Source organism: Actinomadura sp. NBRC 104412, assembly GCF_030269515.1.
GTDB lineage: Bacteria > Actinomycetota > Actinomycetes > Streptosporangiales > Streptosporangiaceae > Spirillospora.
Genome location: NZ_BSTM01000004.1, coordinates 262,016 through 282,173, shown reverse-complemented (window position 1 = coordinate 282,173; position 20,158 = coordinate 262,016). Strand labels below are relative to the sequence as shown.

General features: G+C 72.6%; 19 protein-coding genes and 1 riboswitch. Of the genes, 13 read left to right on the top strand and 6 right to left on the bottom strand.

The window, feature by feature from the left end:
* The first annotated feature begins 104 nt into the window (after positions 1-104).
* Both QSK21_RS07435 and QSK21_RS07430 read left to right on the top strand, forming a co-directional pair.
* Positions 105-1,298, top strand: coding sequence for an ATP-binding protein (locus QSK21_RS07435; protein WP_285694701.1), 1,194 nt, complete (start codon positions 105-107; stop codon positions 1,296-1,298).
* A gap of 58 nt (positions 1,299-1,356) precedes the next feature.
* The gene (locus tag QSK21_RS07430) at positions 1,357-1,986 is read left to right on the top strand and encodes a LuxR C-terminal-related transcriptional regulator (protein WP_285694572.1); all 630 of its coding nucleotides are present in this window, start codon (positions 1,357-1,359) and stop codon (positions 1,984-1,986) included.
* 23 nt (positions 1,987-2,009) lie between these two features.
* Here the strand turns inward: QSK21_RS07430 and QSK21_RS07425 are convergent, their stop codons facing one another.
* Complete coding sequence (locus tag QSK21_RS07425) at positions 2,010-2,483, bottom strand: SRPBCC family protein (RefSeq protein ID WP_285694571.1); 474 nt, start codon at positions 2,481-2,483, stop codon at positions 2,010-2,012.
* A gap of 82 nt (positions 2,484-2,565) precedes the next feature.
* Complete coding sequence (locus QSK21_RS07420; RefSeq protein ID WP_285694700.1) at positions 2,566-3,249, bottom strand: PIG-L deacetylase family protein; 684 nt, start codon at positions 3,247-3,249, stop codon at positions 2,566-2,568.
* 160 nt (positions 3,250-3,409) lie between these two features.
* Between QSK21_RS07420 and dhaK the strand changes: the two genes are divergently transcribed.
* The 4 genes from dhaK to pcrA all read left to right on the top strand — a co-directional run bounded on the left by dhaK (position 3,410) and on the right by pcrA (position 7,826).
* The gene (gene dhaK, locus QSK21_RS07415) at positions 3,410-4,405 is read left to right on the top strand and encodes a dihydroxyacetone kinase subunit DhaK (RefSeq protein WP_285694570.1); all 996 of its coding nucleotides are present in this window, start codon (positions 3,410-3,412) and stop codon (positions 4,403-4,405) included.
* Entirely contained in the window at positions 4,402-5,067 is a 666-nt protein-coding gene (gene dhaL, locus QSK21_RS07410) for a dihydroxyacetone kinase subunit DhaL (protein WP_285694569.1), read from the top strand. Before dhaK ends, dhaL begins: the two co-directional genes overlap by 4 nt.
* Positions 5,068-5,078: 11 nt before the next feature.
* The gene (dhaM, locus tag QSK21_RS07405) at positions 5,079-5,459 is read left to right on the top strand and encodes a dihydroxyacetone kinase phosphoryl donor subunit DhaM (RefSeq protein ID WP_285694568.1); all 381 of its coding nucleotides are present in this window, start codon (positions 5,079-5,081) and stop codon (positions 5,457-5,459) included.
* A 105-nt stretch (positions 5,460-5,564) separates the two neighbouring features.
* On the top strand, positions 5,565-7,826 hold the full coding sequence (gene pcrA, locus QSK21_RS07400; RefSeq protein ID WP_285694565.1) for a DNA helicase PcrA: 2,262 nt from the start codon (positions 5,565-5,567) through the stop codon (positions 7,824-7,826).
* Positions 7,827-7,865: 39 nt separating this feature from the next.
* On the opposite strand, the gene QSK21_RS07395 is transcribed toward pcrA, so the two are convergent.
* Both QSK21_RS07395 and QSK21_RS07390 read right to left on the bottom strand, forming a co-directional pair.
* Positions 7,866-9,023, bottom strand: a complete 1,158-nt coding sequence (locus tag QSK21_RS07395) for a Tm-1-like ATP-binding domain-containing protein (protein ID WP_285694564.1) — start codon at positions 9,021-9,023, stop codon at positions 7,866-7,868.
* A 137-nt stretch (positions 9,024-9,160) separates the two neighbouring features.
* Positions 9,161-9,997: a hypothetical protein gene (locus tag QSK21_RS07390; RefSeq protein ID WP_285694563.1), complete on the bottom strand. Its 837-nt coding sequence runs from the start codon at positions 9,995-9,997 to the stop codon at positions 9,161-9,163.
* A 162-nt stretch (positions 9,998-10,159) separates the two neighbouring features.
* On the opposite strand from QSK21_RS07390, the gene QSK21_RS07385 reads away from it, so the two are divergent.
* Entirely contained in the window at positions 10,160-11,029 is an 870-nt protein-coding gene (locus QSK21_RS07385) for a TrmH family RNA methyltransferase (RefSeq protein WP_285694561.1), read from the top strand.
* Here the strand turns inward: QSK21_RS07385 and QSK21_RS07380 are convergent.
* Positions 10,994-12,445 carry a glycoside hydrolase family 15 protein gene (locus QSK21_RS07380; protein WP_285694559.1) on the bottom strand — a complete coding sequence of 484 codons (1,452 nt, stop codon included), beginning with the start codon at positions 12,443-12,445 and terminating at the stop codon, positions 10,994-10,996. The two genes, QSK21_RS07385 and QSK21_RS07380, sit on opposite strands and share 36 nt — an antisense overlap.
* A 318-nt stretch (positions 12,446-12,763) precedes the next feature.
* Here QSK21_RS07380 and sucC point away from each other — a divergent pair, with 318 nt between their 5' ends.
* The 3 genes from sucC (at position 12,764) to QSK21_RS07365 (ending at position 16,789) form a co-directional block, all read left to right on the top strand.
* Positions 12,764-13,951 (top strand): ADP-forming succinate--CoA ligase subunit beta, encoded by a 1,188-nt coding sequence (sucC, locus tag QSK21_RS07375; protein WP_285694558.1) that lies wholly within the window; start codon positions 12,764-12,766, stop codon positions 13,949-13,951.
* 3 nt (positions 13,952-13,954) lie between these two features.
* A complete protein-coding gene (sucD, locus tag QSK21_RS07370) occupies positions 13,955-14,842 on the top strand; it encodes a succinate--CoA ligase subunit alpha (RefSeq protein WP_285694557.1) in 888 nt (295 codons plus the stop codon).
* Between the two features lie 183 nt (positions 14,843-15,025).
* Entirely contained in the window at positions 15,026-16,789 is a 1,764-nt protein-coding gene (locus tag QSK21_RS07365; protein ID WP_285694556.1) for a cell division protein PerM, read from the top strand.
* Positions 16,790-16,810: 21 nt separating this feature from the next.
* On the opposite strand, the gene QSK21_RS07360 is transcribed toward QSK21_RS07365, so the two are convergent.
* Complete coding sequence (locus QSK21_RS07360) at positions 16,811-17,284, bottom strand: hypothetical protein (protein WP_285694555.1); 474 nt, start codon at positions 17,282-17,284, stop codon at positions 16,811-16,813.
* Positions 17,285-17,424: 140 nt separating this feature from the next.
* Between QSK21_RS07360 and purN the strand changes: the two genes are divergently transcribed.
* From purN to QSK21_RS07345, 3 genes are all read left to right on the top strand, one after another.
* Positions 17,425-18,117 carry a phosphoribosylglycinamide formyltransferase gene (gene purN / locus QSK21_RS07355; protein ID WP_285694554.1) on the top strand — a complete coding sequence of 231 codons (693 nt, stop codon included), beginning with the start codon at positions 17,425-17,427 and terminating at the stop codon, positions 18,115-18,117.
* The gene (purH, locus tag QSK21_RS07350; protein ID WP_285694553.1) at positions 18,098-19,663 is read left to right on the top strand and encodes a bifunctional phosphoribosylaminoimidazolecarboxamide formyltransferase/IMP cyclohydrolase; all 1,566 of its coding nucleotides are present in this window, start codon (positions 18,098-18,100) and stop codon (positions 19,661-19,663) included. The genes purN and purH overlap by 20 nt, the downstream gene beginning before the upstream one ends.
* Positions 19,664-19,818: 155 nt before the next feature.
* Positions 19,819-19,998: a hypothetical protein gene (locus QSK21_RS07345; RefSeq protein ID WP_285694551.1), complete on the top strand. Its 180-nt coding sequence runs from the start codon at positions 19,819-19,821 to the stop codon at positions 19,996-19,998.
* 61 nt (positions 19,999-20,059) lie between these two features.
* Positions 20,060-20,145: riboswitch (ZMP/ZTP riboswitch) on the top strand.
* Positions 20,146-20,158: the final 13 nt, after the last annotated feature.

Genomic DNA, 20,158 nt, shown 5'->3' with positions numbered 1-20,158 from the left:
GGGACCACCCTGATCCGACCCTGAGGAGATCTCTGCGGCTTCAGGGCAGCGCCCTGATGCGCATGCGGGCGCACCATGTGAGCATCGGTAACGTGGGAAGCGCGATGGTGACAGAGGACCCTGCCACGGCGCAGGCTACGCCCTCCGGGCCGCCGGCGCGGCTGGAGCGGCGCCCCGACGGCAGGCTGATCGCCGGGGTGTGCCGCGGGCTGGCCGGCCACCTGGGGGTGGAGGTCTTCGTCGTGCGCGCGGCGTTCGTGCTGCTGACGCTCGCCAGCGGGCTCGGGGTGGCCGCCTACATCGCCTTCTGGGTGCTGGTCCCGATGCGTCCCCGGGAGGACGGGAAGCCGTCCAGGCTCGGCGGGCACGACTGGGGGCAACTGCTGGCCTATACCGCCGTCGCGGGCGGGTTGTCGGCGCTGACGTGGGGCGCGGGTTTCGCGCAGGCGGCGCTGTGGCCGTTCGTCGCGGGCGGTGTCGGCGCCTCGATCCTCTGGCAGCAGGCCGACCGCGAGCAGCGGGCGCGCTGGGTGGTGCCGCTCCGCCAGATGTGGCTGCGCAGCCTGCTGGGCGTGCTGCTGGTCGTCGGCGGGATCGGCGGGTTCGTGGCGCAGCGGGTGGACGTGTCGCAGGCCCGGTCCGTCCTCATCGCGATGCTGATCATCCTGACCGGGGTCGCGGTGATCGTCACGCCCTGGGTGGTGCGGCTCTGGCAGGACCTGGAGGCCGAACGGCACGAGCGCATCCGCTCCCAGGAGCGCGCCGAGCTGGCGGCTCACGTGCACGACTCCGTCCTGCACACGCTGACCCTGATCCAGCGGAACGCGCACGAGCCCCGCGAAGTGCAGCGGCTGGCCCGCTCCCAGGAACGCACCCTGCGGGCCTGGCTCTACCAGCCGCGCGCCGACCCCGGCCAGACCTTCGCCGCCGCGACCCGCGCGACCGCCGGTGAGGTCGAGGACGACCACGGCGTCCCCATCGAGGTGGTCTGTGTCGGCGACACCGACCTGGACGAACGGCTCGGCGCCGCCCTCCAGGCCGCCCGCGAGGCCATGGTCAACGCCGCCAAGTACGCCGACTCCGCGTCGGTGTCGGTGTACGCCGAGGCGGAGGGGGACACCGTGGCCATCTTCGTCCGCGACCGGGGCAAGGGCTTCGACATCGAGCAGATACCCGAGGACAGGATGGGCGTGAGAGGGTCCATCATCGGACGCATGGAGCGCAACGGTGGCACCGCGGAGATCCGCACCGCCCCGGGCGAGGGCACCGAGGTACGGCTGGAGATGAAGAAGGCGTGAACGTGAGCGGCCGCGGGCCTGCGGGCGGCGCGGGCTCGGATGCGAGCGGAGCGAGCCGATGAACACCGTCGTGCTGGTCGACGACCACCAGATGTTCCGGACCGGGGTGAAGGCCGAGCTGGGCGAGTCCGTGCAGATCGTCGGAGAGGCCGGGGACGTGGACGAGGCGGTCTCGGTGATCAGGGCCGAGAAGCCCGACGTGGTGCTGCTGGACGTGCATCTGCCCGGCGGGGGCGGGATCGAGGTGCTGCGGCGGCTGCACGGCGCGGTGCCGTCGCGGTTCCTGGCGCTGTCGGTGTCGGACGCGGCCGAGGACGTGATCGGGGTGGTCCGCGGCGGCGCGCGCGGCTACGTCACCAAGACGATCTCGGGACCCGAGCTGACCGACGCGATCGCGAGGGTCGCGGAGGGCGACGCGGTCTTCTCGCCCCGGCTGGCGGGGTTCGTCCTGGACGCCTTCGCCGCGTCCGACCTCCCGGCCGTGGACCCCGAGCTCGACCAGCTCACCCAGCGCGAGCGCGAGGTGTTGCGGCTGATCGCCCGCGGCTACGCGTACAAGGAGATCGCCAAGGAGCTGTTCATCTCGGTCAAGACGGTCGAGACGCACGTGTCGAGCGTCCTGCGCAAGCTCCAGTTGTCCAACCGGCACGAGCTGTCGCGATGGGCGGCGGCCCGCCGCCTGGTCTGAGCCGGCCCGTGACCTGGGCCGGCCTAGAGCACGTTCGGGAGGCGGGCCGGGCACCCCGGTTCGCAGCGCTCGGAGTGGTGCGCGACGCGGCGCGCGAACGAGCGGACCATCCGGTCCAGGAACATCCTGAGCAGGGGGCCCGTGGCCGCGTACTTGGGCTCGAACCTGGCCTCCCACCGGATCAGCGTGTCGAGTCCGCGCGGCACCAGTGTCACGTCCGCCCGGTACTCCTTGACGGGCAGCCCTGAGACCGCGACATAGGCGTAGTGGCGGGGAGGGTCGTACTCGACGACCTCTTCGCGCGCCGGGGGGATCGCCCGGATCGCCCCGACCCCGTTGGGCGTCGGGCTGCCGGCCCGCTCGCGCCGTGCCCTGGACGGGAAGTTGCCCCACTCGCTCCACGCCTCCGCGACCGCCAGATGCTTGAAGATCACTTCGGCGTCGGCGCGCGAGGTGGCGGTGGCCCCGATCGTGTACGGTCCGGTCCGCTCTGGCATCACCGTCTCCCCGCGAGTCAGGATCATCACCGTAACCAGCGGCGCGCCGGGCAACAAGGCGAGCAGGTCAGGGGCCCGCGGCTCAGGCGGTGCCGATCACCTGGAACCCCTCGGCGAGACGGCCCTCGGGCAGCCCGGCGAGCGAGGCGTTGTGCCCCAGGAAGCGGCGTATCGACCGCTCCAGCTCCTCACCCCGGTGGGCGGTCTGGGAGGCGTGCGCCTTCAGCGCGGCGAGCTTGCGGTCGGCGGTGTCGGTGATGTCCACGTAATGGTTGACGAGGGGTCCTCCGCAGGTCCACACCTCGCGCACCGTCCACTCGGTCAGGCCCTCCTTCTCCAGCAGCTCGGGGAAGGCGTAGGGGTTGCGCGCGTCCGGGTAGACCGCGTCCAGGGTCGCCGCGCCCACCGCGCGGTGGTCGGGATGGCTGGGATAGATCCGCTGGTAGTTGCGCTCGGCGCTCTGGGTCAGCACCCGGTCGGGCCGCACCTGCCGGATCACCCGGGCGATGTCGCGGCGCAGATCCAAGGTGGCCTCCACCCGCCCGTCGGGATAGCCGAGGAACCGCACGTCCCCGACCCCCACGCGGTCGGCGGCGGCGTGTTGCTCGGCGCGGCGCAGCTCCGCCATCTCCGCCCGGCTGAGGCCGTCGTCCCTGCCGCCCGCGTCGCCGTCCGTCACGATCAGGTAGGTCACCTCGATGCCCCGGTCGGTCCAGCGCGCCACGGTGCCGGCGCAGCCGAAGTCCACGTCGTCGGGATGCGCCATCACGGCCAGCACCCTGCGGACCTCGCCGTCGTCCAGAACGTTGGTCACGGCTCAACGATAGGCCGTGCCACCGGCGCCGCTGATCTTCCAGAGGACGGCAAGCACGATCCATGCCCGCTTGGGTCTGGGATGCGAGGCCGGACAGGGGTAGAGCTGAGACATGCGCAAACTCATCAATGCCCCGGCGGACGTGGTCTCGGACGCACTGCGCGGCCTCGCCGCCGCGCATCCATTCCTGCGGGTCGACCCGGAGCAGCGCGTCATCGTCCGGGGCGACGCGCCCCGTACCGGCAAGGTCGGCCTGGTCTCGGGCGGCGGCTCCGGCCACGAGCCGCTGCACGGCGGCTTCGTCGGGTACGGGATGCTCGACGCGGCCGTTCCCGGCGAGGTGTTCACCAGCCCCGTCCCCGACCAGATCCTTGCCGCGACCACCGCCGTGCACGGCGGCGCGGGCGTGCTCCATATCGTGAAGAACTACACGGGCGACGTCCTGAACTTCCGGATGGCCGCCGAGCTGGCCGAGGACGAGGACATCGAGGTCGTCCCCGTGGTGGTGAACGACGACGTCGCGGTCGAGGACAGCACCTACACCGCGGGCCGCCGCGGCACCGGCGCGACCGTGTTCGTGGAGAAGATCGCGGGGGCGCTGGCCGAGGAGGGCGGCGACCTGTCCGCGGTGGCCGCGGTGGCCCGCGAGGTGAACGAGCGCAGCCGCTCCTTCGGCGTGGCGCTGACGTCGGTCACCGTGCCCGCCGCGGGAGAGCCCACCTTCGAGCTCGGCGCCGACGAGATCGAACTGGGCATCGGCATCCACGGCGAGCCCGGCAGGGAACGCGTCAAGACCATGCCCGCCGCCGAGATCGTGGACGCGGCCCTCACCGCCATCGACGCCGACATGCCGCTGTCCGGCTCGGAGGTGCTGGTGATGGTCAACGGGATGGGCGGCACCCCGCTGATCGAGCAGTACATCGCGTACGCGGCGGCCGCGGACTGGCTCGCCGGGCACGGGGCGACCGTCGCGCGCCCGCTCGTCGGGCCGTACGTGACCAGCCTGGAGATGGCGGGCGTGATGATCTCGGTGTGCCGGCTCACGCCCGAGCTGACCCGGCTCTGGGACGCCCCGGTCGAGACCCCCGGCCTGCGGTGGGGCCGATGAGCGCCACGATGGACACCGCGCTGACCGCCGCATGGATCCGGCGCGCCGCCGAATGGGTCGCCGCCGACGCCGCCAGGCTGACCCGCCTGGACGCGGCCATCGGCGACGGCGACCACGGCCACAACCTCACCAGGGGCCTCGCCGCCGCCGTCGACGGCCTCCAGGAGGACGTTCCCCCGGGCAAGGTGCTGATCGCCGCCGGGCGTGCCATCGTGTCCAAGACCGGTGGCGCGTCCGGCCCCCTCTACGGGACGGCGCTGCGCCGGGCCGGCAAGTCCTTCGGCGACGCGGAGGAGATCGACGCGGCCACGCTCGGCACCGCGCTCAAGGCCGCGCTGGACGGCATCGTCGAGCTGGGCCAGGCGGCCGAGGGCGACAAGACGATGGTGGACGCGCTCGCCCCCGCCGTCGCCGCGTACCAGGCGACCCTGGCCGATGGCGGAGACCTGGCCGCCTGCGCGCGCGCCGCCGCCGACGCGGCGGAGCAGGGCGCGGACGCGACCGTGCCGATGCAGGCCCGGAAGGGCAGGGCCAGCTACCTGGGCGCCCGCAGCGCCGGGCACCTCGACCCCGGAGCCGCCTCCACCGCCCTGATCATGCGCGCCCTGGCCGACACCGTGACCGGCACCCTCCCGGGCGCCGAGACCGCGATCGAGGGCTGAGGGGTACGCGCATGGTCGGGATCGTGGTGGTCTCGCACAGCCGGACGCTCTCGGAAGGCGTCGCCGAACTCGCCCGCGCGCTGGGCGTCGGGAAGGCCGCGGTGGAACCCGCCGGCGGCGACGCCGAAGGCGGCATGGGCACCAGCATCGAGCTGGTCGAGCGGGCCGTCGAGACGGTCCAGGACGGCGACGGCGTGGTGCTGCTCGCCGACCTGGGCAGCTCCGTGCTGACCGCCAGACTGGTGATCGAGGACGCCGACGGCGATGTCGTCCTCGCCGACGCGCCCCTGGTCGAAGGAGCCGTCGCGGCCGCCTCCATGGCCGCGACCGGCGCCGACCTGCCCACCGTGGTGGCCGCCGCCGAGTCGGCGTACGAGCACCGCAAGAAGTAACGCCGTGACAGGGCGAGGCCCCGAGGGGGTGGTGATCTTCATAGTCGCCCGTAAAACAGTGTGGTGGGCAACGTCCGTCGTGCCCCCACCGTAGACTCGCACATGATGTCGAAGACCGATGCCCCTTCCCTGCTCGACGGCCTGAACCCGCAGCAGCGTGACGCCGTGGTCCACTCCGGCGGGCCGCTGCTGATCGTCGCGGGCGCGGGGTCGGGTAAGACGCGCGTGCTCACCCACCGGATCGCGTACCTGCTGAGCGAGCGGGACGTCCATCCCGGCCAGATCCTGGCGATCACCTTCACCAACAAGGCCGCGGCCGAGATGAAGGAGCGGGTGGACGCGCTGGTGGGGCCCAGGTCCCGGGCCATGTGGGTGATGACCTTCCACTCCGCGTGCGTGCGGATCCTGCGCCGGGAGGCCAAACGGCTCGGGTTCCCGTCGGGGTTCTCGATCTACGACCAGGCGGACGCGCAGCGGCTGATGGCGCTGGTCTGCCGGGAGCTCGACCTCGATCCGAAGCGGTATCCGCCCAAGTCGTTCTCCGCCCAGGTCAGCAATCTGAAGAACGAGCTGATCGACTACGAGACGTTCAAGGACCGGGCGTCCACGCACATGGAGCAGACGCTCGCCGAGGCGTACGAGATGTACCAGGCCCGGTTGCAGCAGGCCGGCGCGATGGACTTCGACGACCTGATCATGATGACGGTCAACCTGCTGCAGGTGTTCCCGGAGGCCGCCGAGCACTACCGCCGCCGGTTCCGGCACGTCCTGGTGGACGAGTACCAGGACACCAACCACGCCCAGTACGAGCTGGTGCGGGAGCTGACGGCGCCGGTCGACGGGCTGGGCGCGGGCGAGCTGTGCGTGGTGGGCGACGCCGACCAGTCGATCTACGCGTTCCGGGGCGCCACGATCCGCAACATCCTGGAGTTCGAGCGCGACTACCCCGACGCCAGGACGATCCTGCTGGAGCAGAACTACCGCTCCACCCAGACGATCCTGTCGGCGGCCAACGCGGTGATCGAGCGCAACGCCGACCGCAAGCCCAAGAAGCTCTGGTCCGACCAGGGCGAGGGGCACAAGATCATCGGCTATGTGGCCGACAACGAGCACGACGAGGGCGCGTTCGTCGCTCAGGAGGTCGACAGGCTGACGGACGAGGAGGACGTCCGTCCCGGTGATGTCGCGGTCTTCTACCGCACCAACGCCCAGTCCCGTGTGTTCGAGGAGGTGTTCATCCGGGTCGGGCTGCCCTACAAGGTGGTCGGCGGCGTCCGGTTCTACGAGCGCAAGGAGGTCCGCGACCTGCTGGCCTACCTGCGCGTGCTCGCCAACCCCGAGGACACGGTCTCGCTGCGCCGCATCCTGAACGTGCCCAAGCGCGGCATCGGCGACCGCGCCGAGGCGTGCGTCGAGGCGCACGCGTCGCGCGAGCGGATCTCGTTCTGGCAGGCCCTGCGGGTCCCGGAGGACGTCCCGGGCATGGCGACCCGTTCGATCAACGCCGTCCGCGAGTTCGTCACGCTGCTGGACGAGCTGCGCGAGGCCGCCGGGACGGTCACCCCCGCCGCGCTGATCGACCAGGTCCTGCTCAAGAGCGGGTACGTCGCCGAGCTCCAGGCGTCCAAGGACCCGCAGGACGAGACCCGGCTGGAGAACCTCCAGGAGTTCGAGGCCGTGGCGCGCGAGTTCGAGGAGCGCCTGGACGGGGAGTCCGCCGAGGGCCGCCTGGTCGAGTTCCTGGAGCAGGTGGCCCTGGTCGCCGACGCCGACTCGATCCCCGGGGGCGCCAAGGGAGGCCCCATCCCGCCCGGCGAGCGGCCGGAGGAGACCGACCAGGGCGTGGTCACGCTGATGACCCTCCACACGGCCAAGGGCCTGGAGTTCCCGGTGGTGTTCCTCACCGGCATGGAGGACGGGGTCTTCCCGCACCTGCGCGCCATGAGCAACCCCAAGGAGCTCGAAGAGGAACGCCGCCTGGCCTATGTGGGCATCACCAGGGCCCGGCAGCGCCTCTACCTGACCCGCGCCACGATGCGGAGTTCGTGGGGGGCGCCTCAGGTGAACCCGCCGTCCCGGTTCCTGGGCGAGGTGCCCGAGTCGCTGGTGCGGTGGGAACGGTCGGCGTCGTCGGTGTCGGGGTCGGCGATGGCCCGGATGGCGGCCCGCCCCGGCGTCCAGTCCCCGGGGAACCGTCCCGTTCCCTCCCTGTCGCCGGGCGACAAGGTCACGCACGACTCGTTCGGCCTCGGCACGGTGGTGACGGTCGACGGCGCCGGTGAGCGCGCCGCGGCCAGCATCGACTTCGGCGGCGAGTACGGGGTCAAGCGCCTGATCCTCCGCTACGCCCCGGTCGAGAAGCTCTGACGGAAGCCCTGACAGAAGCCCTGGCAGAAGTCCTGACGGCTAGGACGCGGCGCGGACGGGGAAGCCGCTGAGGGTGGCGTGCAGGTGGTCCGCCATGGCGCGGCCGAAGACGGGGTCGTTGATGCCGGTGTCCAGCTCGTGGATCTCCACCCGGGTGCCGGACAGGCCGTCCCGTACGGCGTCGAAGAGCGCCGTGTCGGCGGCCGGGTCGTGGAACGGCCCGCCGGGCGCGCTCAGCGAGGAGAGGCCGCGCAGCGGGACGTAGACGGCGGTGGGGGCGACGGCGTCCCGGAGCCTGGCGGCGACGCGGCGTCCCAGTTCGGCGGCCTCGGCGGGTGTGGTGCGGACCAGCGTCGCGGGCCGGGGGCTGTGGACGCGTAAGCGCCGCCCGTCCAGCCGGGCCGGGACGGCGCCGCCGAAGCGCGCCAGGTCGAGCCCGCCCAGGCTCACCACCTGGGGGACGCCGCCGCGCACGGCGCCCGCGAGACGCCCCGGGTACGGGTCGCCCGCCAGCAGTTCGGCCGCCAGGTCGGCGGGTGTGGCGTCGAGCGCGGCGGTCAGCATGCCCCCGGCCGTCAGCGCCTCGTAGGCGCGGCCCGCGCCCTGGAACAGCAGGACCTCGTATCCGAGGATGCCCAGCAGCTCACGGGACGCCTGGGCGCCCTCGGACGTGACGTCCGCGGCCGTGACGCCGATGATCGGACCGTCGCCGCCCTCGGCGGGATGGCCGGTGACCATGCGTGCCATCGCGGCGGCGGCCGTGGGGAAGGGGTCCATGCCGTCCATGAGGACCAGCCCGGTCGCGTCGGGAGGCGCGTCGCCCGGATCGTGCACGAACAGCTTGGGCACGCCGTCCGGCAGGGCGCGCATCGCGGCGGTGGCGATCGCGGAGTTGCCGTGGCCGCCGACGGCCAGGACCCCGTCCAGCCGCCCGGACCGTAACAGCCGGCTCGCCACCTCGGCGGCGCCGCCCGCCATGGCGCCGATCGCCGCGTCGCGGCCGGTGCCGCGGGCGAGGGGGGCGCCGAAGGCCCCGGCCACCTCCTCGCGCGGTATGTCGGGCGGCACCCGCGGGACGTCCAGGATGCCGGTGTCGACGAGAACGACCTCGGTGCCCAGGGAGACGAGCCTGTCGCGCAGCCATGCGTACTCCAGGCCCTGGACGTCCAACATACCGATCAGTACGACGACGGGCATATGAGCACTGTTCGTCGCCTCCGGCGGCCGGACAAGCGGCGGCGCCGCCGCAGTTTTCTGGCGTTTGGGCGTCCAGGGCTTACCCGGTGAACAGGTGCGGGCGCGGCGCTGCTCCGGTGACCCGCCGCGCGGCCGGGTCAGAGGGGCGGCGCCCACCCCGGCGCGATCCGCCGCAACAGGCCCGGCTCGCCCCGTAGCACCTCGTCGTGCGAGATCACGAAGTCGCCGTTGGGCTGCCACCCGTTGAACGCCGTCCCGATGACGCGATCGGGCAGGAACGCGGCCACGGGAGCGGTCCGGGGCTGGGTGTAGAAGACCGGCGCCCCCCAGTCCGGCGGGGCCTCATCGGTTCCGAGGATCACCCAATGGTCGGTGAGCACCGAGGCGGCGAGGTCCGGCACCGCACCCGTGTGGCAGTCGATCGCCGGCAGCGCGAACCGGCCCGGATCGTGCGGCTCGTACCACATGAGCAGCGGGTTCGCCGCCATGGCCTCCCGGTTGTCGAAGCAGCACAACGCCACGGCGTAGTCCGGGTACAGCGCCGCGTAGAAGTCGAACAGCGGCCGGTTGACGGGGATCCGCTTGTGCTCGGGCACCAGTCGCAAGGCGTCCGGGATCAGCGTCGGATCGGTGGCCAGCACCACGGTGTAGATGTCGTGGTCGAAGACCTGCACCGGCGGAGGCCCGCCCGGGGCCGCCCCCGCGGGAGCGCCGGGCCCTCTCCCGTACGAGAACGGCCGGACGGCGTCCAGCATGTCACGCAGTACGCGCGAGCAACCGCTGGTGTCGATGAAGTTCGCCTGGGTCATGCCCTTCGCGGGCAGATGCAGCAACATCGCGTTGGGCCCGGAGGCGAGGTTCTGCGCCGTGTTCTGGTATCCGAGTACATGGACCCGCCCATGCTCGGGGTGATTCCGAAGCCCGTGATAGAGGATCGTCCCTGTGAACCTGGCCGGCGCCGCCGCGACACACATCCGGCCATCCTAGGGTTCACGCCGCATTTCTTTCACCCTGGACGGGCGGGCAGGGCGAAGTGGCCGCGGCCGGTCCTGTCCCCTGCCGGGACATGTGGGAGCCTTGTCGTTCGCTGATGGGGCACGGCGAAGGCACGAGAAGACGCGGGAGGACACGAGGAAGTGGGGCGTTCGGTGGCGGGCGGGCTGCGCATCTCTCGGCGTAACGCGCGGTTCCAGCAATGGGAGGCGCTGTCGCGGAACCAGAACAAGCGCCGCCGTGCGGGGCAGTTCCTGGTGCAGGGCGTCCGCCCGATCACCCTGGCGGTGGAGCGCGGCTGGCCGGTGGTGGCGTTGATCTACGACGCCGAGCGGACGCTGTCGCGGTGGGCGTCCGAGATGCTGGAGCGCTCCGAAGGCGAGCGCGTCGCCATGGCCCCCGACCTGCTGCGGGAGCTCAGCGGCAAGGAGCAGGAGGTCCCCGAGCTGGTGGCCGTGGTCGCGCTGCCGGACGAGGACCTGTCGCGGATCCCGGTCGGGCCGTCGTTTCTGGGCGTGGTGTTCGACCGGCCGAGCGGGCCGGGCAACATCGGCACGATGGTGCGTTCGGTGGACGCGTTCGGCGGCGCGGGCCTGATCGTCACCGGGCATGCCGCCGACCCGTACGACCCCAAGGCGGTGCGTGCGTCCACCGGGTCGCTGATGGCGGTGCCGGTCGTGCGCGTCCGCTCGCACCAGGAGGTGCTGGAGTGGACGCGGCGATGGCGCGTGGCCGGGCGCCCGCTGACCGTGGTCGGCACCGACGAGGACGGCACCGCCGACATCCATGAGGTCGACCTGACGGGCCCCACGCTGCTGGTGGTCGGGAACGAGACATCCGGGCTGAGCGCGGGCTGGCGGCAGGGCTGCGACATCATGGCGCGGATCCCGATCACCGGGACGGCCAGTTCGCTCAACGCCGCCAGCGCCGCCACGGTCGCCCTGTACGAGGCGGCCCGCCAGCGTGGAGCGCGCGCGTCAGGAGACGGGCGGGATCGGCAGGGGACGCTCTAGGGCGGCCAAGGTCAGCAGGACCAGGGACGCCGTCCAGCCGAGCGGCGCCACCGAGGCGGGCTCTCCCGCCGCGTCGACCTTCTCGGGCAGGACGCCCAAGGGGGTGCGGTGCGTGGCGAGCCAGTCGAGGTGGTCGAGGGCGTCCAGGGTGCGGCCCGAGGAGGCGGCCGCCAAGGCGAACAGGCCCATCTCCGGGGTCCAGGCCACCTCCGGATTGCCCGACCACTTCTCTCCTGGGAGGACACCCCCGTTGGGCAGGCGCTGCCGGTGGAAGGCGTTGGCGATGGCCGCGGTCACCCCGGGGTCGGGCGGTGCGAGCGGCGGTGCCACGAAGGTGACCGACGTGTCCATCAGTCCGCCCGGGATGGGGGAGCGCGGGTAGCCGTAGGGGGTGAACTGGCGCGCCACGGCATCCGATAACCGCGAGGCCGCCTTCGACCAGGCGGCCGCCTTGTCCCTGCGGCCGATGTCGAAGGCGTAGGACGCGGCCGAGCGAAGTCCTGTCAGGACAGGCCCCACCACGCCCAGAGTGGGACGGCGCGGGTCCTCCTCAGTGCCGGGCTTGCGCTCCCAGTAGTCGGACGAAGGCGGCGGCAGCCCTTCCGCGTCCAGGGAACCGGCGAGGTGGTCGGCGGCCCGGGCCACCATCGGCCACAGCTCCGGCAGTCTGGCCGCGGCCGAAGGGTCCTGGACGTGGAACAGCCAGGCCGCCCAGAGCACCCACCCCAGGGAGTCGAGCTGCGGCTCGCGGCCGTCGGTGACGGCCGTCCCGTCGGGGTGGTAGCGGGCAGCCCAGAGCCCGTTCTCGTTCTGGACGTTCGCGAGGAAGCGGAGGATCCGCCGCGCCTCCTCGGGGCGGCCGGTCATGGTGAACGCCGCCGCCGTGAACGCCGAGTCCCGTGGCCACGAGTAACGCCATGGCCCGTACCAGGACGCCAGGGACGCCCCGTTGGGACGGGTGAGCAGGCGCAGGTCGAGCAAGGCCCGCGCGGCCATCTCCCCGAACACCTGCCTGCTGCCCGTGGGGACGGCGGCGCCCCCATTGGGGATGGTGCCCGCCAGAAGCCACTGCCTGTCGGAAAGCACGGCTTGCATAACCCTCGGGTCGTTCGCTTCCACCGTGATGTCGCTATCGGTGCCGAAGGGGACCAGCCGCACCCGCCCGTCCCTCAGCCGTACGACGGAACTGCCGGGGAGGTACGCGGCGCCCTTGGCGTCGTCCTGCGTGAGCGGCACCCCGTTGTAGGGCCAGCCGCCACCGCCGACCAGCCCGGGGCTGGACCAGCCCGGACCGCCCTGGTCGGGGAGCGTCGCGCCACAGGTGGCGACGAGCGCCGCGACCAAGAGCAACACGGCGATGCGCCGGACCCTTCGCAGTGTGGTGCCCGGAGGCACCCTGACCAGGTCCTCGGCCACCGCCGTTACTTCCCCTGCCGGCCCGGCTCCACCGCACCGCCCCCATCGTCGAGACTAAGTTCGGGTTAAGTACATCAGTCGACACAAATGAGTTCCTCCTCCTTAAGGCCCATACCCTCACAATTCACTCGACCATCCCCCGTCACACCGGGAAACGCCCAGGTCAGAGCTTGGGTGGACCCCGGCGGCCTCATCACGGACACGGGGAGACTAGGCTGCATCGACGGAGCGGACCGCAGGGTTGGCACTCCGCACGGGCGCCCCCCGTGTCCCACACTCGTGCGGTCATCGGCTGTCGAATCCCGAGAAGGACGCCTCGTGGACCTGTTCGAACATCAGGCGAAGGACCTCTTCGCCGAGTACGGGGTACCGGTGCCCACCGGCAAGGTCGCCCATACTCCCCAAGAAGCCCGGGCCATCGCGGAAGAGCTCTTCGCCGCGGGCAGCAAGAAGGTCGTCGTCAAGGCCCAGGTCCTCACCGGGGGCCGGGGCAAGGCCGGCGGTGTGAAGCTGGCCGACGACGCCGCCGAGGCCGAGTCGCTGGCCGGCCGGATCCTCGGCATGGACATCAAGGGCCACACGGTCCGCAAGGTGCTGGTCGAGCAGGGCAGCGCGATCGCGGAGGAGTACTACTTCTCCTTCCTGCTCGACCGCGCCAACCGCAGCTTCCTGTCGATCTGCTCCGCCGAGGGCGGGATGGAGATCGAGGAGGTCGCCGCCACCAACCCCGACGCCGTCGCCAAGGTGGAGGTCTCCGCGCTGGACGGCGTGGACCGGGCCAAGGCCCGCGAGATCGCGCTGGCCGGCCGGCTGCCCGAGGCAGCCGTGGACGGCGCCGCCGAGCTGATCGAGCGGCTGTGGGCGGTGTTCGCCGACGAGGACGCCACCCTGGTCGAGGTCAACCCCATGATCCTGACCGCCGACGGGCGCGTGATGGCCCTGGACGGCAAGGTCACCCTGGACGACAACGCCGGGTTCCGGCAGGAGTCGCACGAGGTCCTGGCCGACAAGGCCGCCGCCGACCCGCTGGAGGCGCGCGCCAAGGAGAAGGACCTCAACTACGTCAAGCTGGACGGCAGCGTCGGGATCATCGGCAACGGCGCGGGCCTGGTGATGTCCACCCTGGACGTGGTCGCCTACGCGGGCGAGGAGTTCGGCGGTCAGAAGCCCGCCAACTTCCTGGACATCGGCGGCGGCGCGTCCGCCGAGGTGATGGCCAACGGCCTGGAGATCGTGCTGTCGGACGCCGACGTCCGGTCGGTGTTCGTGAACGTCTTCGGCGGCATCACCGCCTGCGACGCGGTCGCCAACGGGATCGTGTCCGCCTACAAGCTGCTGGACGAGCGGGGCGAGACCGTCGACCGCCCGCTGGTGGTCCGGCTGGACGGCAACAACGCCGAGCTCGGGCGCGCGATCCTCAAGGACGCGGCGCTGCCGGGCGTCGAGCAGGTCGACACGATGGACGACGCGGCCAGGCGGGCCGCTCAACTGGCGGCGGGGGCATGACCGATGGCCATCTGGCTCACTGAGAACAGCAAGATCATCGTGCAGGGCATGACCGGTTCGGAGGGCATGAAGCACTCCCGTCGGATGCTCGCCTCCGGCGCCAAGGTCGTCGGCGGCGTCAACGCCCGCAAGGCCGGGCAGAGCGTCGACTTCGACGGCACCACGCTGCCGGTGTTCGGCACCGTCGCCGAGGCCATGGAGCGGACCGGCGCCGACGTCTCGGTGGTGTTCGTCCCGCCGAGGTTCACCAAGGACGCGGTCGTCGAGGCCATCGACGCGCACATCCCGCTGTGCGTGGTGATCACCGAGGGCATCCCGGTGCACGACACCGCGTACTTCTGGGCGTACGCGCAGAAGAAGGGCGACAAGACCCGCATCATCGGCCCGAACTGCCCCGGCATCGCGTCCCCCGGCGCGTCCAACGCGGGCATCATCCCGGCCGACATCACCACCCCCGGCCGGATCGGGCTGGTGTCCAAGTCGGGCACGCTGACGTACCAGATGATGTACGAGCTGCGCGACATCGGCTTCTCCACCTGCGTCGGCATCGGCGGCGACCCGGTCATCGGCACCACCCACATCGATGCCCTGCGGGCGTTCCAGGACGACCCGGACACCGACGCCATCGTGATGATCGGTGAGATCGGCGGGGACGCGGAGGAGCGCGCGGCCGCCTACATCGAGCAGCACGTGACCAAGCCGGTCGTCGGTTACGTCGCGGGCTTCACCGCCCCCGAGGGCAAGACCATGGGCCACGCCGGCGCGATCGTCTCCGGCTCGGCCGGCACCGCGCAGGCCAAGAAGGAGGCGCTGGAGAAGGTCGGCGTCCGGGTCGGCAAGACCCCCAGCGAGACCGCCCGCCTGATGCGCGAGATCATGAAGAACCTCTGATCCCCGATCAGAGACGGCGAAAGACGCCCGAGCCGCCCGGCGGCCGGGCGTCTTTCGCCTCCGGGTTCCCACCGGCGAGGCCCGCGCCCGCGTGCCCATTACGCCGAGTGATCGCCCGCCGCAACGGCGACACGCCGGGCGGGCCTCCCGTCCCGCGGGCGCCGGGCTGCCAGCATTGACCGCGTGAGAGAAGCCAGCCCCAGACAAGGCGCCACCGCGGACGACCTCCGGGCGGCGGCGGCCGTGGCTCCGCGCCCCCTGTACGTGTCGGGGCTGGTCGGTTCGCTGTGGTGCATCGGCATCGGGCTCGCCGTGGTCACCACGCTCACGCTCGTCGGCTGGATCGCCGCGCCCCGGGCCGCGATCGGCTCGGGCCTGCCCGGGGTGTTCCGCACGGCGGTCAACCTGTGGCTGGTCGCCCACCATGCCGGCTTCTCCGCGCCGCAGGGCAGGGTCGGGCTGCTGCCGCTCGGCCTGATCGTCCTGCCCGGCGCCCCGCTCTACCGCAGCGGCGGCTGGATGATCCGCGCCGCCGGGACGCCGGGCCATCCGGGAGGCGTGCGGAAGGGCTCGACGGGCGTGGTGCGGGTCGCGGCGGCCCTGGCCGTCCCGTACTCCCTGCTGGCCGTGCTGCTCGCGCTCGCCGCCTCCTCGGACACCGTACGGCCGTCCGCCTGGCAGGCACTGGTCGCCGCCTTCGTCGTCGCCTTCGTCGCGGGCGCCCTGGGCGCTGCACGGGCGCTGGTCGCCGCGCGCCGCGGACGGGTCAGGTCCGGGCTCGGCGCGCTGCTGCGGCTGCTGCCCGCACGCCCCCGCTCGCTGGTGATCGGCGTGTCGGGCGCCATCGCCGTCCTGCTCGCGTCCGGCGCCGTCCTCGTCGGGGCGTCGCTGGCGCTGCACCTGAGCGAGGCGGCCGAGATCTACGACCTGCTGGCGCCCGGGATCGTCGGCGGGATCCTGCTCCTGCTGCTGGAACTGGCGTTCCTGCCGAACGCGGTCATCTGGGGGATGGCGTACACGATCGGCCCCGGCTTCGCGGTCGGCGCGGGCACGGGCGTGTCGACCTCGGGGGTGTTCTTCGACGTCGTCCCCATGTTCCCGGCGCTGGCCGCGCTGCCCGAGCCCGGTCCCGCGCCGCTGGTCTCGCTGCCGGCGCTGGCCGCCCCGTTCATCGCCGGAGCCGTGGGCGGGGTGCTGACGATCCGCGCCATGCCGAGCCCGGTGTACGAGGGCGCGCCGCTCTGGGGCTTCCTGACCGGGGCGCTGACGGGGCTGGTCGCGGCCGTGCTGAGCGCGCTCGCGGGCGGCCCGCTCGGCGACGGGCGGATGGCCACCGTGGGCCCGTCCGCCTGGCAGGTCGGGCTGCTGGCCGCCCTGGAGGTCGGGATCTCGGCGGCGATCGCGGCGTGGCTGGCCAACTGGCGCATCCTCCGCGCGCTGGAGAACGCGCCGGAAGGCGCGCGACAAGGCCGGCCGGGCCGGACCGAGGGGACCAGGCGAGGACGGGTCAGGCGCCGCCAGGAGCCCCCGCCGCCGGTCGTCCCGGCGCCGCCGTCTCCGTCGGCGTCCTCGTCCCGGTCACCGCGTCCGGCGCCGGAACGCTCCGCGCCGGTTCGCAAGCCCTCTCCGCACGTCCCGAGCCCGCTGGAGTTCGAGGAGGCCGAACCCGTCCTCGGGCCGCGCAAGCCCGCCAGGGCCAAGGCCAGGCGCCGCCCCCGGTCGCCCGAGCCCCCGCCCGAACCGCCCGCGGCGCCCGCCGAGGAGGAGGAAGTCCTGGTGGACGGACCCACCGCCGCCCACCCCGAAAGGGAGGCCGCGCCGCCGGGACGCGCCGTTCCCGCGCCGCGCGGGGACGCTGAGGACGAGGAACGCACCGAGACCCGAGGCGGCGCCATCTACGTGCTCAAAAACGAGCCCGACGACCGCCCGCACGGCCACGACGGCTGACGCCGCCCGAACGACTCAGGCTCAGAAGAAGTCGCTGTAGGGCTCCAGTTGCTCCTTGGGGATGCCGAACTTCTTCCCGACCTGGGTGATGAAGCGATCCTTGCAGACCTGCTCGTCGGTCGTGGTGTTGGCGGAGGACAGGCACTCCTGGCGGCTGCTCAGCTCGGGCCACAGCATCCCCATGACGACCAGTTGGAGGCCCGCCAGAGCCAGCCCGAACGAGGCCAGCACGATCGCCGGGACCACGCCGGTCACCGGGGTGCGCGAGCCGGTCGCGAGCTTGCGCGCCCTGATCGCGATCACGATGGCGGCGATGCCCAGCACCAGCCCGATCGGGAAGAAGAAGAGCGACAGCACGAGCGCCCCGGCGCCCAGCCACAGAGCCCGCACGCCGGTCCGGTTGGGGTCCTCGCCCTGCCGTCCGGGCCCTCCGCCGGTCGTCTGGACGGTTCCCTGCCCGGCCCCGCCGTCGCCCCGTCCGGGCTGCTCACTCACTTTGGATCCTCCTGACGCCGAGCCTGGGTCCGTGCGGATGACGACGCGTCCAGCAGTCCCGTTAGGCTGGGGCGGGGCCCGGTGCAGCCACGCCACCTGCCCCGACGTCCAATCCGTCCACCAGCACCGTTCAAGGAGTCATGGTGTCCGCCCGGCTCGTCGTCCTCGTCTCCGGAGCGGGGACCAACCTCCAGGCGCTGCTCGACGCGTGCGCGGATCCAGCTTATGGCGCCCAGGTGGTCGCCGTGGGCGCCGATCGCCACGGTACGGGTGGAATCGCCCGCGCCGAGCGCGCCGGGCTGCCGACCTTCACCGTCAGGGTCTCCGACTTCCCCGACCGCGCCGCGTGGGACAAGGCGCTCACCGAGGCCGTCGACGAGCACCGGCCCGACCTGGTGGTGTCCGCCGGGTTCCTGAAGATCCTCGGCCCGGCGTTCCTGGCCCGGTACGGCGGCCGCACCGTCAACACCCATCCGGCGCTGCTGCCCGCGTTCCCCGGCATGCACGCCGTACGCGGCGCCCTGGAGTACGGGGTCAAGCTCACGGGCTGTACGGTGCACTTCGTCGACGAAGGCGTGGACACCGGGCCCATCATCGCCCAGGAGGCCGTGCCCGTCCGCTGGCACGACGACGAGGACTCCCTCCACGAGCGCATCAAGCAGGTGGAGCGGCGGCTCCTGGTGGAGGTCGTCGGGAGGCTCGCCCGCGACGGCTGGACCGAGAAGGGCCGCCGGGTCTCCATGAAGTGCAGGGTCTGCGGAACGCCGTCGTCCGCCGATGGGACGTCCGCCAACACGGAGGGGAGCTCGGCCGGTGAGTCGGGTGGGGATTAAGCGCGCGCTGATCAGCGTGTACGACAAGACCGGGCTTGAGGAACTGGCCAGGGGCCTGCACGAGTCGGGGGTGGAGCTGGTCTCCACCGGGTCCACGGCGGGCCGGATCGCCGCCGCCGGCGTGCCGGTGATGAGGGTGGAGAAGCTGACCGGGTTCCCCGAGTGCCTGGACGGCCGGGTGAAGACGCTGCACCCCAAGGTGCACGCCGGGCTGCTGGCCGACCGGCGCAAGGACGACCACCTGCAGCAGCTCGACGACCTCGGCGTGGAGCCGTTCGACCTGCTGGTGGCGAACCTCTACCCGTTCTCCGAGACCGTCGCCTCGGGCGCGCGCCCGGACGAGTGCGTCGAGCAGATCGACATCGGCGGCCCGGCCATGGTCCGCGCCGCCGCCAAGAACCACGCGAGCGTCGCCGTCGTCACCGACCCGTCCGCGTACGGGGACGTGCTGGAGGCCGTCAGGGCGGGCGGCTTCACGCTGGAGGAGCGCCGCCGTCTGGCCGCGCGCGCGTTCGCGCACACCGCGTCCTATGACGTGGCCGTGGCGTCCTGGTTCGCCGGCTCCTACGCGCCCGACGAGACCGCCGCCGACGCGGGCTGGCCCGATTTCCTCGGCGCCACCTGGGAACGCTCGGACGTCCTGCGGTACGGCGAGAACCCGCACCAGCGGGCCGCGCTGTTCAGGACCACGGCGGGCGAGCCGGGGCTGGCCGGGGCCGAGCAACTGCACGGCAAGGAGATGTCCTACAACAACTACGTCGACGCGGACGCGGCCCGCCGCGCGGCCTACGACTTCACCGAGCCCGCGGTCGCGATCATCAAGCATGCCAACCCGTGCGGCATCGCGATCGGCGCGGACGTGGCGGAGGCGCACCGCAAGGCGCACGCCTGCGACCCGGTGTCGGCGTACGGCGGGGTGATCGCGGTCAACCGGCCGGTGACCGCGGAGATGGCCCGCCAGGTGGCCGACATCTTCACCGAGGTGATCGTGGCGCCCGGCTTCGAGGACGAGGCGCTGGACCTTCTGACCCGGAAGAAGAACCTGCGGCTGCTGCGGGCCGCCGAGGGCCCGAAGGGCGCGGCCGAGTACCGCCGGATCGACGGCGGCCTGCTCCTTCAGTCCGTCGACCGGGTGGACGCCGCCGGGGACGACCCGTCCACCTGGCAGCTGAAGGCGGGCAAGGCCGCCGACGAGGGCACGCTGCGCGACCTGGCCTTCGCCTGGAGGGCGTGCCGCTCGGTCAAGTCCAACGCGATCCTGCTCGCCGCGGACGGCGCCACGGTGGGCGTCGGCATGGGCCAGGTCAACCGGGTCGACTCGGCCCGGCTGGCGGTGTCGCGCGCCGGGGACGAGCGGGCGATGGGCGCGGTCGCCGCGTCCGACGCGTTCTTCCCGTTCCCGGACGGCCTTGAGGTGCTGGCGCGGGCGGGGGTGCGGGCGATCGTCGAGCCGGGCGGCTCCATCCGCGACGACGAGGTGATCGTCGCGGCGGAGCGGGCCGGGGTCACGCTCTACTTCACCGGCGTGCGGCACTTCTTCCACTGAGCCCGCACGGGGACGGTCCCGGCTGGGCGGTTCAGCCGATCATGGGCGATTTTACGATTGCCCGTTGGTAGCCTCGGCCGGGTCGCGCCTTACCCCCCGCGACCGTCCGGGCGCGACCGTCGCCACGTGTGACCGTCCCCTCGCTGGAGCAGTCCATGGATGTCCTCGTTGCCCTGCTGGTGATGAGCACGGCCCAGACCGCCGCGCTGCTCACCGACCTGCGCCAGGTGATCGGCCTGGTCGCGGCCCTCGTCACCGCGATCGCCGCCGCCCGGCTCGGCTGGCACGGCACCGACCGCGTCCTCGCCCGGCGCTCCAGGGCCGACAAGGACTGAGCCGGCCGGGCTTCCGCCTGGCGGGTCACGCCTTCCCGTCCGCACGGCCCGCCTCGCTAAGCTGGTGTTACGCGACTGGCGCGATCAAGGTGGAGGCGACCACCGGGGAGCGGAACAGTCCGTACGCCGCGCGCCTGGGCGGACGGGACCCCGAGCCTGG

Coding starts and splice junctions, on each gene's coding strand:
- sucD (WP_285694557.1), top strand. CDS start 13,955: ATGGCCATCTGGCTCACTGAGAACAGCAAGATCATCGTGCAGGGCATG.
- pcrA (WP_285694565.1), top strand. CDS start 5,565: ATGTCGAAGACCGATGCCCCTTCCCTGCTCGACGGCCTGAACCCGCAG.
- purN (WP_285694554.1), top strand. CDS start 17,425: ATGGTGTCCGCCCGGCTCGTCGTCCTCGTCTCCGGAGCGGGGACCAAC.
- QSK21_RS07430 (WP_285694572.1), top strand. CDS start 1,357: ATGAACACCGTCGTGCTGGTCGACGACCACCAGATGTTCCGGACCGGG.
- QSK21_RS07425 (WP_285694571.1), bottom strand. CDS start 2,483: ATGCCAGAGCGGACCGGACCGTACACGATCGGGGCCACCGCCACCTCG.
- QSK21_RS07390 (WP_285694563.1), bottom strand. CDS start 9,997: ATGTGTGTCGCGGCGGCGCCGGCCAGGTTCACAGGGACGATCCTCTAT.
- dhaM (WP_285694568.1), top strand. CDS start 5,079: ATGGTCGGGATCGTGGTGGTCTCGCACAGCCGGACGCTCTCGGAAGGC.
- QSK21_RS07345 (WP_285694551.1), top strand. CDS start 19,819: ATGGATGTCCTCGTTGCCCTGCTGGTGATGAGCACGGCCCAGACCGCC.
- QSK21_RS07420 (WP_285694700.1), bottom strand. CDS start 3,249: ATGGCGCATCCCGACGACGTGGACTTCGGCTGCGCCGGCACCGTGGCG.
- QSK21_RS07395 (WP_285694564.1), bottom strand. CDS start 9,023: ATGCCCGTCGTCGTACTGATCGGTATGTTGGACGTCCAGGGCCTGGAG.
- dhaL (WP_285694569.1), top strand. CDS start 4,402: ATGAGCGCCACGATGGACACCGCGCTGACCGCCGCATGGATCCGGCGC.
- dhaK (WP_285694570.1), top strand. CDS start 3,410: ATGCGCAAACTCATCAATGCCCCGGCGGACGTGGTCTCGGACGCACTG.
- QSK21_RS07435 (WP_285694701.1), top strand. CDS start 105: ATGGTGACAGAGGACCCTGCCACGGCGCAGGCTACGCCCTCCGGGCCG.